12 protein-coding genes are annotated in these 15,344 nt (G+C 38.0%); 9 read left to right on the top strand and 3 right to left on the bottom strand.

Annotation, left to right across the window (positions count from 1 at the left end; genetic code table 11):
- The first annotated feature begins 83 nt into the window (after positions 1-83).
- The 9 genes from ABIL69_05725 (at position 84) to ABIL69_05685 (ending at position 13,034) form a co-directional block, all read left to right on the top strand.
- Entirely contained in the window at positions 84-1,457 is a 1,374-nt protein-coding gene (locus ABIL69_05725) for a radical SAM protein (GenBank protein ID MEO0123488.1), read from the top strand.
- 234 nt (positions 1,458-1,691) lie between these two features.
- The gene (locus tag ABIL69_05720) at positions 1,692-3,329 is read left to right on the top strand and encodes a T9SS type A sorting domain-containing protein (protein MEO0123487.1); all 1,638 of its coding nucleotides are present in this window, start codon (positions 1,692-1,694) and stop codon (positions 3,327-3,329) included.
- 76 nt (positions 3,330-3,405) lie between these two features.
- Positions 3,406-5,940: a TonB-dependent receptor gene (locus tag ABIL69_05715; protein ID MEO0123486.1), complete on the top strand. Its 2,535-nt coding sequence runs from the start codon at positions 3,406-3,408 to the stop codon at positions 5,938-5,940.
- On the top strand, positions 5,937-6,677 hold the full coding sequence (locus tag ABIL69_05710; GenBank protein MEO0123485.1) for a hypothetical protein: 741 nt from the start codon (positions 5,937-5,939) through the stop codon (positions 6,675-6,677). Before ABIL69_05715 ends, ABIL69_05710 begins: the two co-directional genes overlap by 4 nt.
- 1 nt (position 6,678) lies before the next feature.
- Entirely contained in the window at positions 6,679-7,590 is a 912-nt protein-coding gene (locus tag ABIL69_05705) for a carboxypeptidase-like regulatory domain-containing protein (protein ID MEO0123484.1), read from the top strand.
- A gap of 12 nt (positions 7,591-7,602) precedes the next feature.
- The gene (locus tag ABIL69_05700) at positions 7,603-9,003 is read left to right on the top strand and encodes a hypothetical protein (protein ID MEO0123483.1); all 1,401 of its coding nucleotides are present in this window, start codon (positions 7,603-7,605) and stop codon (positions 9,001-9,003) included.
- A gap of 9 nt (positions 9,004-9,012) precedes the next feature.
- Positions 9,013-9,465, top strand: coding sequence for a hypothetical protein (locus ABIL69_05695; GenBank protein ID MEO0123482.1), 453 nt, complete (start codon positions 9,013-9,015; stop codon positions 9,463-9,465).
- Positions 9,466-9,473: 8 nt separating this feature from the next.
- Positions 9,474-10,340 (top strand): DUF6569 family protein, encoded by an 867-nt coding sequence (locus ABIL69_05690; GenBank protein ID MEO0123481.1) that lies wholly within the window; start codon positions 9,474-9,476, stop codon positions 10,338-10,340.
- 183 nt (positions 10,341-10,523) lie between these two features.
- Positions 10,524-13,034: a UvrD-helicase domain-containing protein gene (locus ABIL69_05685; protein MEO0123480.1), complete on the top strand. Its 2,511-nt coding sequence runs from the start codon at positions 10,524-10,526 to the stop codon at positions 13,032-13,034.
- A gap of 169 nt (positions 13,035-13,203) precedes the next feature.
- On the opposite strand, the gene ABIL69_05680 is transcribed toward ABIL69_05685, so the two are convergent.
- From ABIL69_05680 to ABIL69_05670, 3 genes are all read right to left on the bottom strand, one after another.
- Positions 13,204-13,596 carry a 4Fe-4S binding protein gene (locus ABIL69_05680; GenBank protein ID MEO0123479.1) on the bottom strand — a complete coding sequence of 131 codons (393 nt, stop codon included), beginning with the start codon at positions 13,594-13,596 and terminating at the stop codon, positions 13,204-13,206.
- A gap of 247 nt (positions 13,597-13,843) precedes the next feature.
- A complete protein-coding gene (locus ABIL69_05675) occupies positions 13,844-14,812 on the bottom strand; it encodes a complex I subunit 1 family protein (GenBank protein MEO0123478.1) in 969 nt (322 codons plus the stop codon).
- Positions 14,813-15,005: 193 nt separating this feature from the next.
- The coding region (locus ABIL69_05670) for an NADH dehydrogenase subunit (protein ID MEO0123477.1) at positions 15,006-15,344 on the bottom strand (339 nt) is incomplete at its 5' end.

Here is a 15,344-nt window from a genome sequence, read left to right as displayed (position 1 = left end):
AAATTAAAACTTCTGAAATTTCAACATTTTTGTCTGGGCACGAAATTTGCATTAAAAACTTATGTAAGCAACAGGGACGAACAATGAAGACAAGTAAAAATTATAAACAATCAATCTATAATTATTGGTACAAAAGTACAGACGGCAAGGTTAATCTTTTATACAACACTTATACTGGAGCACTGGCTTTTGTGCGAAACTGCGATCTGAGTGATGTCTCAAACTTATTAGAAAATCCTAATAACCTTACTCTTAGAACTAACAGGGACGATCTTTTTTCAAAAATGTTTGAATGTGGTTTTATTGTAGAAGATAATGTAAATGAAATTGAATTTGTAAAATTCCGTGCCTTCAGAGGTGCATTTGAACGGCGAAATCTTTCTATCACGATGCTCCCTACTCGGGCATGTAATTTTCGTTGTATTTATTGCTTTGAGAGCGAAATTAATGAAACAATGACTATCCAAGACTGCAACAATGTATTAAAGTTCATAAATTCGGAGATACAACGGGTAAAACCAGAAGGAATATCAATTTCTTGGTATGGTGGCGAACCATTACTGGCATATGATAGAATCAAACAATTGAGCTCTGAATTAATAAATATTGCTTCTGCTAATAAAATTAGATATGAGGCGAATATTGTTACTAATGGATATCTTTTAACCGAAGAAATAGCCCGAGAATTAATAAATTCCAATGTAAAATTGATTCAGATAACCCTTGATGGACCCGAGGAAGTTCATAACCGACGCCGGCCACTTAAAAACCGTAAACCAACATTTGGAAGAATAAAAGAGGCAATAATCATCGCAAAAAAATATTTTGACCATGTTGATATTAGATTAAATATTGACCGAGATAACGCAAATGCTGTACTTGAATTCTTAAGAAAAACAGATTGGTTATATGGTAAGAATACTGTAGTACGCCCCGGGAAATTAAGAGATTATACTCAAAAATGTGCAGATTTCGCACCTCAAGAAAAAGGATTTTCTGCCCACGAGTATAACGCAATATATGAAGCAATTAGAAAGATAACAAGTGACAAAGAAGAAGATATTGACACAGTATTTCCCAATGCGCTGCCGGTAAGAAGTTTTTATTGTGGAGCACAAGTCTTTGGTATATACACAGTCGGTCCAAACAGCCGCGTTTATAAATGTACCTCTCATTTAGACATCGGAGATGAAGTTGGTTATATAAAAGAAGGTAAATTCATCCCCAATCAGCAGTATATAAACTACTTTTTTGAAAAGCATCCCTGTGATACAGAACCCTGCAAATCCTGTAAACTATTGCCATTATGTATGGGGGGATGCCAGGTTATAAGAAAGAAATGCAAAACTGAAAGTGAGTTGAAATCTGCAATATGCGACCATTTCTGGGGATTATTAAATAAATATCTTGAAAAGACTGCCCTGGATAAAGGGCAAGTGATGAAAGGAGGTGATTAAGATGGAAATCCTGATCCAACCGATAACCTGTATGGAAGATAAAAATAGAGAAACCGAAGTTGAAATTAGCATGATATGCTATCCGGGTTGTTGTGGAAGCGCTTGCTTCCCGATTTTATAATCTTCTGTGCGGGTTTCATTGCAAGGGTGGGAAGAATTCCCACCCTATTGCATTATACCCTTGACTATTTTTTTTTTTTGAGTATAATATTATTGTGTAATTAAGGAGGAATGATGAGACTTGTCTTCTTGCTTCTGATTGTGTTTAATATAATTATAGCAATAACCTTGCCGATAGATATTGTGAGTCATGAGCCGATGTCTTCAGAAGCACCAGGATTATACAATCAACCACATACACCTGTGATTATGTCAAATGATTTTTTTGTAATAGACTCGGGTACAGCCTGGTCAATGTGGACTCAAATACAAGAATGTTTGTCATATAATCCAATGGTTGCCGGACTACAGTTTGTGTGTAGAAGTTACCTATCGGGATTAAATTTAAGTGTTTCACAGACCGATAATTTCTTTACTCTATCACTAACTGACTTTGGCGTATATACTGGACAATTTGGTGCGTGTCATTATCCCAATTCAATTGCCTCGGGATTTAATACCGCGGGAAGTGGACCACATATCTCTTATAATTGCGGATATGTAGCTTCTTCAAGATTGGTTGCGCAATTTGAAACCGGTGGCTGGTGGTCCTCATACTGGGATGCGCCAACTGATTTAGGACCAGGTATTGTAAACACAATGCGGAATGTTGGCAAACAACTACCCAACGGTAATCTTATCTTTATTGGAATGGTTGAAAATGATCTTTCAGGGCGCATCCGTCTTATCTATCGCACCTACAATTGTAATCTCACGACCCATCTGGCGGGTGGTTATATCAATCCTGATTATCGTAGATACTGGGGATTTGATATTAATAATGGTATTGCCTATATCTTTTACTATGATACACTCTTGAATATCTACTACCGCACGACAACCGATGGCATAAACTGGTCATCAGAACAGGTTTACAATATGGTCTGGCCTGAGCCCTTTGATTCCAATTTGGTCTTCTGGACCCAGGCCGTGGTTATGGACAATGGTGAGCCCAAATTGATATTTGATAATATTGATTATCAGGATTATATTGCTGGCAATTATCCAACGACTGGGAAAATCTATGTCTCACCGGGTTCAGGGCAGGTATGTAGAGAAATATCTACTGGCTTAAATAGGAACTTCTATCCCACGATTGCTACGGGTGGAGATTATCTCATTGGTCTCTGGCATTCCCAGGCAGGAGCGGGACAGGATTCACTGGCGTTTTGGAATCTGTATTATAATTATTCAACGGATGGTGGGTTGAACTGGCATACACCGCGTAATATTACAGGCAGTTTTGGTTATCGGCATGGGCTGGCGCAAATTGCCAAGCGGATTGATACCCAGAATAATCAATTCTTTTATGTCTTTGGTCAGGATATGGTTGCGGATTTAGACCCGATATGGATGTGCTGGAAGGGCTGGCAGTATTCTCATCCGGCAAGGTGGTACTGGGGCAGGCAGGCGATTACGGGTATCCAAGAGCAGAAACAGGAAAAACCACAAAAATTTTCTTTAAATATTTCCCCCAATCCGGTGCGGGATAATGCGGTGATTACTTATACTATTCCTGAAGCAGGGCATATTTCTTTAAAAGTCTATTCCATTGATGGCAGGCTGGTAAGGATAATTGAAAATGGGTTTAAGAATGCAGGAAGATATGCATTAAACTACTCATTTAGGGATTTGAATTCAGGCGTATATCTGGTACTGTTGGAAAAAGGAAACTATAGTTTGAATACTACAATTGTTATTGTAAGCAATTAAATTATTGCGTAAATGACTTACAAACAACTTGATTTTTAAAAAATCATAGTTATAATTAGAACATCGTGGAGGAAAAATGGTCAATTTTATCTTGATTACAATTCTTTTTACCGGCATTACTGGCAAGATTCAGGGTGTAGTAAAGGATGAAGATACCAAAGAACCGATTACCTTTGCCGATGTAATTATTTTAAATACTGAAATGGGTGCAGCAACTGATGACAATGGCAATTTTTTTATCTTAAATGTGCCTTCAGGGAGGTACACAATTGAAGTCTCGTGCCTGGGCTATCAGACAAAGAGGATTGAAAATGTCCTGGTTGAAGTTGACCGAACCACAAGACTCAATGTCACATTGAAACAGACTGCCATTGAGATTGCACCGGTTACGGTTTATGGAGAAACTCCAACGATAAAAAAGGATTATGTCGCTACAACCCAGATTGTGCGTAAAGCCGAGATTGCCACATTGCCTGTTGATTATACACCTGCTGTAATCACATTCCAGGCAGCCGTGGCAAAGACCGATACTGCCTTACATGTCCGTGGTGGTAGGGCAACTGAAGTCCAGTATATGGTTGATAATGTTTCAATTATTGATCCCCAGACCGGGGATGTCGCAATTGAAATATCAAAAGGGATTGTTGAAGAAGTGATATTTCTGCCTGGAGGTTTTGATGCCGAATATGGTCGGGCAATGTCCGGGGTGGTGAATTTAATCTCAGAAAGACCGCAGAAAAAGTTACAGGGAAATCTGTATGCCAAGACCGAAAAGATTATGCCTTTTTATTATGACTTTGGTTATGAGAATTATCAATCCACAATTCATTTACCTGCCACAAGAAACTTGCAGGGGCTTGCCTCAATAGATATTATGCAAACCCAGGATTGGGACCCAAGATTATATATATTGCCCCATAAACAAAGAGGAGATTATTCAATCTACAGCAAATGGCTCTTTACACCTTCAGGCAAGATTAAGTTTAGTGTGAGTGGGGCAAAATCAAGAAGTCAATTTGACCGATATTCGGGTCCAGATCCATTTTTTAAATTCTATCTTGACCATTATCGTTCGGATATGCGCAAGGGTGAACTCGCCGCAATAAATTTAAACTATCTGCCCGATAATACAAAATTATTCAATCTCACGGTCAGTAGACTGTATACACAAAAAACTTATGGTGTGCGTGAGTCAGGTAATTATGGGATATTTGATGATTTCAAATTTCGCGATTACCGAACACTGAAATGGCCCCGGGGAACCCACAGGAATCCATTTGGTGTAGCTCATTATAAAGTTATTAGTGAAGGTGATTATCCCCAGTATCAGGAAAAGAATTCAGAAGTGTATAATATCAACTTTAAAGCCAACCTCCAACTCCATCAGTATCATGAATTAAAAGCCGGGGTTGAATATATCTATCAGAACCTTGATAATTTTACATATTTTGTCTGCACTGATACCTTGAATCCAATTGCGGATGTTTACAATCATCAACCAAAGGAATATTCTGTTTATGTCCAGGACAATGTTGATATTAAAGGTTTCTATGCGAAACTTGGCGCACGCTATGACTACTATGCGGTGGATATTGAAGGTGCGAAACCCCAGATAAATATCTCACCCAGAATAGGCTGCTCATTTCTGGTAACCGAAAATTTCCTTTTCCGTGCGAATATCGGCAGATATGTCCAGCCGCCCCTATATGATTATGTCTATTCTTTTTATGAGCTTCTGCCTCTTGCACCACAATACTACAATTTCATATCAATTGTGGGAAATCCTGAGTTAAGACCTGAGAAGACATTGAGTTATGAAATCGGATTTCAGGGATTGGTCAAAGAAAATCTCACTGCAACAACAAATCTTTTTTACAAAGATGTTTCAGACTTGACGGGCACACGCTATGTTATGCAATTGCCCCTTGGGTATTTTCAGTATTATAATGTTGAATATGCCAATATCAAAGGAATGGAAACCATCTTAGAATATAGCAACAATTTCTTCTCAGGAAAAATCTCATACACCCTTTCCTGGGCAAAAGGTACGAGTTCTTATGCGGGTGAGTATGCAGATACTTCTGTGAGCAAACCAACACAAGATTACTATTTGAACTTTGACCAACGTCACCGTATTTTCATTCAAGGTGGATTAAAAGGTCCCTTAGGGACAAATATCTATCTTCTTGCCTATTTTGGCAATGGTTTTCCTTACACCCCGCCCGGATATTTGGGTAAATACGAAGAGCGCAATATTTTCCATCTACCCTTCCAGCGTCAGATTGATTGTGTAATAGCAAAAGGATTCAATATCAATAGAATATCTTTCAATCTACAATTAGAAGTAATCAATCTTCTTGATCAGCGTTATGAAGTTGCACCTCATTATCCTTTAATGTCTCTGGAAAAAATCAGGGCTGAAGATTTTAATGACTTTCTTTCACTGACCAATCCATATTATAGCCCGGCTGCAGATTTCAATCATGACGGTATTATGACTCCTTACGAAACATTCCATTCCTTTAGAGCATTAATCATTGCAACCGATGACTGGGTTGCGGCATATACTGCCCCAAGACGGGCAAGGATTGGTATAAAAATAAATCTATGAGCAGAGTTTTTTGTGCAGTATTTTTAATTTTGGGCATGTTATTCTCTCAGAAAAATGATACCGAGAAAGTAGATAACTATATAGATACTGCAAAGGATTGCTACCAGAAAGAAAATTATGTTGGCACAATAAAAACACTTGAAGTCGTATTACCAAATTTAAGCAAAATAGAAAAGCTTGATGCCCATAAATACTTAGCACTAAGTTATGCTAAGATAAATGATAAAATTTCCGCTAAGGAGCATTTCAAAATTTTGCTAAAACTCAATCCTAAATTTAAATTGAATAAAGACGATGCCGATTCATCGGTAATAGCAATTATAAATGATGCAAAAAAAGAGATTGCCCAAGAATCTGCAATGTGTTCCTGCTTTATACCTGGGACTGGACAATTGATAAAAGGTGAAGATAAAAAAGGAAAATTAATAATGCTCGGTGCATCCTTGAGCCTTGCCTCATCAATATATTTGTGGATGGAGACAGAAAATAAAAAAAACGAATATCTCGAACTTGGACCTGATAGTGTTGAATATATGGATGAATTCTATAATACTTATAACAGGTCGTATCATATATTTCTTTTAAGTTCTTCGGTCTTTGCAGGATTCTACCTTTATAGTATTCTGGATGCACTCTTCGCTGATTTGAAAGTTGATATTTCAAATGATGGCAGCAATTCCATATATTTTGTTCCTGAACAAAAATCCATAAAAATTGAATACAAAATTAAATTTTGATATGAGAAAAATACTTACTATCCCTTTGGTTATATTTATTTCATTATTCTCCCATTGTATAAATGCACCGCGCAGCAACAAATACGACCCCAAAAATCCTGATAAGGCAGAAGTGCAGGGTTATGTCTATGAACCAGATTCTCTTACTATCACCGGTGCAATAATAAACCTTTTAAATTACAATAACAACATCGTCCAAGCGGAGACGAGCGATGCTGATGGATGCTTTTCTTTTACGAGGATAGACCCAGGAATATATAAAATAACTGCGCAAACAAAATACTTTGCCAATATTATAATTGAAAATGAAAGTCTTTGGGCTGGAAAAAAACTTACGAATTATAGAATTTTTTTTAACACCTTCCACTTTGAAGACGATGAAATAAATTCTGTACCATACGGGTTTATTACTGTCAGTGGGGATTGGCGTATATCAGAGGATTCAAATGGCAATCATATTTATACTGGAACTGATACTGATAATACCAATCCTGCAATAACTTTTTTTAGAAACCGCACGCATGCATTTAAATTTAGTTTTAAATTCATGGTATCCCCGGTTTCCGGCCAAAATTGGGAAACAGGAATTCTATTATGGTACCAGGATAGTTTAAATTTTTATTCCATAAAAATTACAAAAACTTCGGTGCAATATCGCCTAATGAAAAATGGTTCGTTAACAGTTTTTTATACAAAGATACGAGAAACAACAGAAGGCGTATTCCATACGCTCAAAGCAGTTCAGGCGGGTGATGCATTACCTATTTATCTGGATGATATATATTTATTCCCTGTCTCTTTAATAAATACTGCCTTTGAAAATGGTTACTGGGGATTGTATGTGTTTAGCCACGAGGCGGGAACATCCGTGAAAGTTGATTTTGACGATATTTACCTTAAAATTCCTCAATAAGTGGAGGTAAAAATGAAGTTTTTTAGGTTATTAGCAATTTTATTTCTAATAGAGTCTTTAATGTTAACCACCTGTAAATCCAACAGACCGCCTGAGACCCCATCAATTCCAAGTGGCCCTGATTCTGGTGTTGTTGATAATTATACTTTCTTTACCTGGAGTTCGGACCCTGATGGAGATAGTATTGCAATAAAATTTGATTGGGGTGATGGAAATGAATCAAACTGGAGTCCATTGGTTGGTTCTGGTGATACAGTATCAATGATACATTTTTATGGAGAGCAAGGCAGTTACGCAATAAGGGCAAAGGCAAAGGATACAAAAAATCTTGAATCAGAATGGTCTGAACCACATATTCTGACCATCGGAACCGACCTGTTCTGGACCAAAGAATACGGTGGTTATGATGATGACTATGGTTATTCAATTACTAAATCCCTGGATAATTGTTATGTGATTGTTGGCGCAACAAAGTCTTACGGTGCAGGTGGATATGATGTGTATTTAATAAAGATTGATACCACTGGCGGAATTGTCTGGGAAAAAACATATGGCGGTGGTTTAGATGATTATGGATATTCAGTTAAAACCACGACTGACGGAGGTTTCATAATAACAGGAACAACTAAATCCTTCGGTGATGACAATGGAGATGTTTATTTAATAAAGACTGATAATCAGGGCAACTCTATGTGGCAAAAAGTTTTTACATTTTCACTAACTGATAACGGGTATGATGTAGATATATTGCAAGATGGATATATAATAACAGGTATGGCAGGCTCTTATCAGAATAATGATGTGTTGTTAATCAGAACTAATATTAACGGAGATACGCTCTGGACAAGAACATATGGCGGGCTGGATATAGATTGCGGGAATTCTGTTAAAAAATGTAATGATAACGGCTTTATCATTGCCGGATATACCTATTCTTTTGCAAGTAATGGTGATATCTATGTAATTAAAACTGATGCTAACGGAGTAGCACAATGGATAAAAAATTATGGTGGAGCAGGGAGTGATGTGGGTAATAGGGTGATACAAACCAGTGATAATGGTTTTATGGTTGTCGGTGGCAACGGCAATGTTTATATCTTAAAGTTAGACAACAACGGCAATAAAGTCTGGGAAAAAACTTATGGCACCAATTATACCGACAACGGTTATGCCGTTGAGCAATGTCCTGACGGTAAATATTTAATTGTAGGCACTGCAGGAATAAATGGTAGTGACTTGTACTTTCTATGTATTGATGAAACAGGTAATCTGATTAAAGAAAAAACTTATGGAGATTACCTTTATGAATATGGCCGTTTTTTGTTGGTAGATGGTTCAACAGCAGTGATTGGGGGTTATAGATTGAATAATCTAATGAGAAATAATCTTTATGTGCTAAAAATAAAAAGATAGGAGAAAAATATGGGTATTAAAAACAAATTTCCCGCAATTAAAATCATTATGGGGGGTTGTATTTTGCTTCCCATTATGATAATTTGCCTTAATTTTAATATCAGTTGCAAAAATCCCAATGAATACGAGCCGCCCTTTGATTCTCTTTATCCACCACCTTCTGCTCCACAGTTGATTAGTCCAAGAAATGATACTTCCATCTGGTTTGCAACACCATATCCTCATGATGTTAAATTAAAGTGGAGCGTTGTTGAAGATGTAGAATACTACCAATTGCAAGTTGCGAATGATACAACCGCTTTACCCTATGCTCCACTGGTAAATGCGGAAGTATGTTCCACAGCATATACAGTTTCAAGAAATGGCTTTTATTTCTGGCGCGTCCGCGCCTATAATCATAAGTGGACCTGGTATACAGATTGGTCCACCACCTGGCATTTTGGGGTTTTTTATGCTCCATAGGAGGTCTTATGGATTTCACGAAATTAAATCTCGGTGAACCAATATTTTTAAGAAATTTGATGCTCTATCCAGTAAAAAATGATGGAAATAATGGAAACGCACAAATTGATACCATTGATAATCTTATCGCTACGGGTATAGCAAGTTTTTGTGAACTTGCCACACCTGATGTAAACAAAATAATATTTGACAACAAGGGTGATTCTCCCGTGCTGATGATTGATGGTGAAGAAATAACCGGTTCTATGCAGAACCGTATAATTGCGCAATCATTCGTTGCTCAACCACATTCGCGCAGTCAAATACCGGTGATATGTGCCGAAGAGAAAAGATGGGAAGAGATTGGTGGATTCAGAACGGGCTATTGTTCGTATCCGAGAATTCGCTCCATTCTTGCATCTTCGGATAGTAAAAAAACTGATACTCAGCATCAAGTATGGAAAGAAATTGATAGGAAATTGACGGTCACCAGGACAAAATCAAAAACTTCATCTATGCATGAAATATTTGATAATCTTAACGATGAGATTGAACGTTATGTTGAGGGATTTGATGGGTTAAATCATAATACGGTCGGATTTTTGGGTGTTGCTGGACATACTATACTTGGTTGTGATATATTTGCTTCTTCTGAGATATATCATAAATTTGAAAAGAAATTGCTGCGCAGTTATGCACTGGATGCGATTGAATACCAGCGGAGTACAGGGACCAAACCTCATGTGGAAAACTTTTTTAAAAATCTAAAACAAACTATAATTGAGACTGGTTTTGATAGTAAATCCGGGCATAAAGGATTTAAAGGTAGAAAGTTAGTCGGTCAGATGGTTTTTTATAAAAATGCCCCTGTGCATATCTCTGCATTTCCGGGTTAAACCACGCAGTAGCAAGCTACTGCACTCCATTCTTCTGCAACGCAATAGCAAGCTACTGCACTCCATTCTTCTACAACGCAGTAGCAAGCTACTGCACTCCAGGTATTATTTTAGTTATGGAGTGCATCAGCTTGCTGATGCTCCTTTCCCCGGAGTGCATCAGCTTGCTGATGCAAAAATCCAATGCTTCTAAAAAAACTCGGTAAATACGAAATCATTGAATGGCTCGGCGGCGGCCGATTCGGCGATGTCTTTCTGGCTTATGACACAATCCTTGAAACTCAATTTGCCTTAAAGATTTCCCGGATGCGCAAAGAAGAAATCGTAATGCTCAAGGATGAGGCAAAACTCCTTGCCTCTTTAAATCATCCCAATATCGTCCGTTTTTATAATATAGATTTCATTGAAAATAAGTTTGTCCTTGTGATGGAATACATAAAAGGCAAAACTTTAAGAGAAATCATAAAAGAAGGGGGCATTGAGATAAATGAATTCTTAAATATTGCCCAGCAGATACTTGATGGAATAAGTTATGCGCATAAAACTGGTGTGCTCCATCGTGATTTAAAACCTGAGAACATCTTAATAACCGAAAATAACACAATCAAGATTACTGATTTCGGACTTGCCCGTTTTTTAAAGACCGGCTCAATTGCGGCATCAACTGCCGGCACGCCAATCTATATGGCACCCGAGGTATGGTCGGGAAAATTCAGCGAGAAGTCTGATATCTGGAGTATCGGTGTTATCTTTTATGAACTACTCACTGGCATCCCGCCTTTTCTTGATGACAACCTTGATGGTTTAAAAAAGAAGATTGAAAAGAGTAAGTTGTTAATTCCGAGTATGGTAAGACCAAATCTACCTGGATACCTTGAAGATATTATCATAAAATGCCTTAATACAAATCCTGAATTAAGACCTGATTCAGAAGCAATAACGAAAATTTTAAAGAAACAAACAAAAGGTATAAAAATTGAGTCAACGATAGGTGTCCCTGAAAAGAAGAAAGGTGAATTAAAATTGACCCCGGACCAGGAGCAGATAATAAACAACCTTGATGGCAAAATACTTGTTCTGGGACAGGCGGGTTGCGGTAAGACTACAAGCCTTGTCTATGGAATTTTAAAACTCATTGAGAAAGGTATTCCACCATCGCGTATCCTTGTCTGTGCATTTACCAATAAAGCAGCAAATGATATAAAGACACGACTGAGCCAGTTTGTTCCGTCGCCCCAGTATGACTTTTGGATTGGCACATTCCACACCGTTGCCCTGAGAATTCTTCGTCGCGATTGCGAACGGCTTGATATCTGTGAAGATTTCATTATTGAAGAACCAAGAAAAATATTTCCATTATTGAAGACTGAAACCGGAAAGTATAAAATGAATGCGATAATCAGAACGATCGAAATACTCAAGGCAAAAGGAATTACCCCGGAAAAATTTGCACCGGCAAATGAATGGCAGAAGGTCTGTCTCAAAATTTATAAAGAATATCAGCAGTACCTGAAAGATAACAATATTCTTGATTATGACGACCTGATTATTTATGCCACAAAGTTATTAGAAGAATATCAAGATCTACGGGAACATTATCAAAGTATGTTTGAATATATCTTTGTTGACGAACTCCAGGATATAAATCCCGCCCAGTATAAATTTATCTCCCTGCTATTGAGAGATAACTTTTTCTTTACTGGTGATGAAGATCAAGCAATATATGGCTGGCGGGGCGCAAGCAAAGAAATCATTTATCGGGTCGCCCGGGATTTCAAAGATGTCAAAATATTCCATCTCAATCGAAGTTTCCGCCTTCCCCAATCAATCCTTGAAATTGCCAATAACCTGATGCAGCGAGAAACGACCGCCATTCCCAACTTAGAGACCGGTGATGTAATTTTCTATGCAGCGGACTCAATAAACGACGAAATTGATTATATTGTTAAAGAAATAAAAGACCTTGCAGAACTGGATTTTGCTTATCGCGATATTGTCATTCTCTATCGCATGAATTATCTCGGTAAAAGTTATGAAGAAGGTTTATCAAAGGCAGGTATTCCTTTTACAACTATTCGTGGCACAACATTTTATGAGAAAGAAGAATTCAAGTCAATCATAGAATACCTTGAATTTTTAAATATCTGCAAATCTGCTGAAATATCTCAAGAATCTATCACCCAGGGGGTTTCTATTTTCAGAGTCACAAAGAGCGTGCAAAATAAATTGGAAAAGATTGTCGAGCACCATATCCAGAATCTAAATGTATTATCACCCTACACCATTATCAATGAATTGGTCGGAATATTGAAATTAAAATCCGAGAATCTTGAAGAATTTTTAAATTTCGCCCAGAATTATACTGAAACAGGGATTGGAAAATTCTTGAGTGATTTGAAATTGTATCAAGAAATGGACCTTGCTGACTGGGCAAAGGATACCGTGAAATTGATGACCGTGCACAGTGCCAAGGGAATGGAATTTCCTGTGGTCTTTGTCGTGGACCTTGTAGAAGAGATATTTCCAATGACCAAGAGTTTATCTGAGCCAAGAGACCTTGAAGAAGAAAGAAGACTCTGCTATGTGGCAGTCACCCGTGCCCAGAAAAGGCTCTATCTTTTATATCCCAAATACCGTTCGGGCCGACAGCAATTACCATCAAGATTTTTGATTGACATGTTGAGAAAAAGATAAAGATTCCACTATATTTTATCGCGGTTGGAAACCGCTCCTACCATACTATAATCCCATAAATGTAGGGCAAATCTTTAGAGACTTGTCCTGCATTATTTTCGTATAACAAAAACGATTGCCGATACGGGCAGTTAAACTGTATAACGAAAAAAACGAGATTTTTACAGGATTATTTCGTTTCGGTCTTTGCCTTGGGGCTTGCCTTTGTGTAGATATATTCTTCCTTTAAGTCCCACCGACTCAAGGCTGCGAGTTCAAACTCGGTATTTAATTTTATCGCATCCACCGGGCAACTCTCTGCACACTGCTCACAATGGACACATCGGTCATTGTGAATCACCATTTTGAATTTCTTTTCTGCCTCATTGACCGTTGTTATCTCAATCGCCTCTGCCGGACAGTCGCGCTGGCAGGCATAACAGACAATACATTTTTCCGGTGTTAAAATCGGCGTCCCCCTGAATCCCTTAGGCACCTCAAGTTTTTCAAAGGGATATTTTACCGTTGCAGGTTTTTTGAAAATATGGCGAACTAACTCAGGTAAGAATGCTGCAATTTTCATAATACCACTCCTCCAAATCCGAAATTCGAAGCACGAAATCCGAAACAAATTCCAAATTTCAATAATTCAACTGACACTCTATCGTTAGTTGGTTGCGAAAAGCGTATCGTTTGTCGTTGTTCGTTAAACGAAGCTGTTTTTTGAAACCGAATCGCATTTCGCAACCGCAAAACGTTTAACCATTTTTCTAAATTCCGCATTTCGGATTTTGACTTTCTAATAAATACGGGCATTCTCATTTCTCCATTCATAAAACAAAATATTTAACGATTATCACAATCAATAACTGCAAAACCGCAAGCGGGGCAAGATAGCGCCAGGAGAATGATACAACCTGGTCAATACGAATCCTTGCACAGACCGCACGAATCGCCGAGAGTAAAAGTATCACAATCAAGGTCTTAATAATAAATAATATAAACCCCGGTATCAATCCACCTGGAAATCCGCCTAAAAATACTGCGGCAATCAGTCCTGCACCAACGACCATTTCAATATCTGAAAGCAATCTGAAAAATGCGAGTTTTTTCCCTGAATATTCGGTAAATGTGCCACCAACAATTTCAGTCTCCGCATGGGGAACATCAAATGGTACACGCTCCAGTTTTGCCTGAAGGGCAATTAACGCAATAAAGAAACCAATTATATTCACCAATAGAAGTAGTGGTTTCTCCTGAAAGAACCAGGTTATCTCTATGATCCGCCAGGAACCAGCAAGTATTGCCGGGCTCAATACTGCCAAGAATAAAGGTACCTCATAACCAAATAACATCGTCAAGACACGGACACCACCAACAATAGAAAATAGATTCGTTGAATGCCAGCCGGCAAGGAAAAAGGCAAGGGTCGGCAGACTTAATAAAAATAATACCACAATCAAATCACCCTGGAATGAATTGAAAGTAGCCCAGGATTCATAATGCCAGACCGGTAGATACATTGCCGCTGTTGCCACACATGCAAGGGAAAATACCGGCAGTGCTGAAAACATCCCTTTATCTGCCTTTTCTGGAATGATATCTTCCTTAGCCATCAGTTTTATAAAATCCGCAATCGGCTGTAACACACCACGCGGACCGGTATATAATGGTCCAATCCTGTTCTGCAATCGTGCATAGAATTTCCTATCCACCCATTCAGCAAAGGTGGAATACAAAAATAGAAATAGGAAACCTGGATATATGAATAAGTATAACACCGTCTTTATAGTTGCCATAATCACCACCCTAATGTGACAAATCCCAAACAAATCTTTAAAAATGGTTTAAAGGTTTGGGTTAAGAAACAGGATAGGATTTTGTTTACAGGTTTAGGGAATTGTCTGGTCAACAAAACCCACAAACCAAGCCCTATCACATTTCTAAACCTAAACCAAAAACCTTTGGTACGATATTGTTTAGAACTTGCAATCACAATGGCCATATTACTTCCTTCTTCGGTGGATTCTTTTTATAAAACTCAATTGACCATTTGCGCAATTCCGCCATCGTCATAATCTTTGTCTTTTTTGTCTTTATGTCATCAATCTGAATCACCCGCTCCGCACAACAGATACACGGGTCTATCGCTGCAAATATGAGCGGAATATCCGCAATAAATCCATTTTTTAACATATAAATTGTCGCCGGATAATTCGCCAGTGTCGGCGCCCTAACTTTCAAGCGTTCTGGTTTATCTGTGCCATTTGATTTGATATAATGAATATTCTCTCCGCGCGGTGCCTCATATCTACTAACAACTTCTCCTGG

This window comes from candidate division WOR-3 bacterium (assembly GCA_039802005.1).
GTDB lineage: Bacteria > Hydrothermota > Tepidihabitantia > SM23-42 > JAOAFX01 > JAOAFX01.
Note: the sequence above shows the minus strand (reverse complement) of the source record. Positions and strands in the feature narration are given on the sequence as shown.

What these genes read in the sequence shown, in the direction of transcription:
- ABIL69_05725 (MEO0123488.1), top strand. Translation starts at nt 84, where the DNA reads ATGAAGACAAGTAAAAATTATAAACAATCAATCTATAATTATTGGTAC.
- ABIL69_05720 (MEO0123487.1), top strand. Translation starts at nt 1,692, where the DNA reads ATGAGACTTGTCTTCTTGCTTCTGATTGTGTTTAATATAATTATAGCA.
- ABIL69_05715 (MEO0123486.1), top strand. Translation starts at nt 3,406, where the DNA reads ATGGTCAATTTTATCTTGATTACAATTCTTTTTACCGGCATTACTGGC.
- ABIL69_05710 (MEO0123485.1), top strand. Translation starts at nt 5,937, where the DNA reads ATGAGCAGAGTTTTTTGTGCAGTATTTTTAATTTTGGGCATGTTATTC.
- ABIL69_05705 (MEO0123484.1), top strand. Translation starts at nt 6,679, where the DNA reads ATGAGAAAAATACTTACTATCCCTTTGGTTATATTTATTTCATTATTC.
- ABIL69_05700 (MEO0123483.1), top strand. Translation starts at nt 7,603, where the DNA reads ATGAAGTTTTTTAGGTTATTAGCAATTTTATTTCTAATAGAGTCTTTA.
- ABIL69_05695 (MEO0123482.1), top strand. Translation starts at nt 9,013, where the DNA reads ATGGGTATTAAAAACAAATTTCCCGCAATTAAAATCATTATGGGGGGT.
- ABIL69_05690 (MEO0123481.1), top strand. Translation starts at nt 9,474, where the DNA reads ATGGATTTCACGAAATTAAATCTCGGTGAACCAATATTTTTAAGAAAT.
- ABIL69_05685 (MEO0123480.1), top strand. Translation starts at nt 10,524, where the DNA reads ATGCTTCTAAAAAAACTCGGTAAATACGAAATCATTGAATGGCTCGGC.
- ABIL69_05680 (MEO0123479.1), bottom strand. Translation starts at nt 13,596, where the DNA reads ATGAAAATTGCAGCATTCTTACCTGAGTTAGTTCGCCATATTTTCAAA.
- ABIL69_05675 (MEO0123478.1), bottom strand. Translation starts at nt 14,812, where the DNA reads ATGGCAACTATAAAGACGGTGTTATACTTATTCATATATCCAGGTTTC.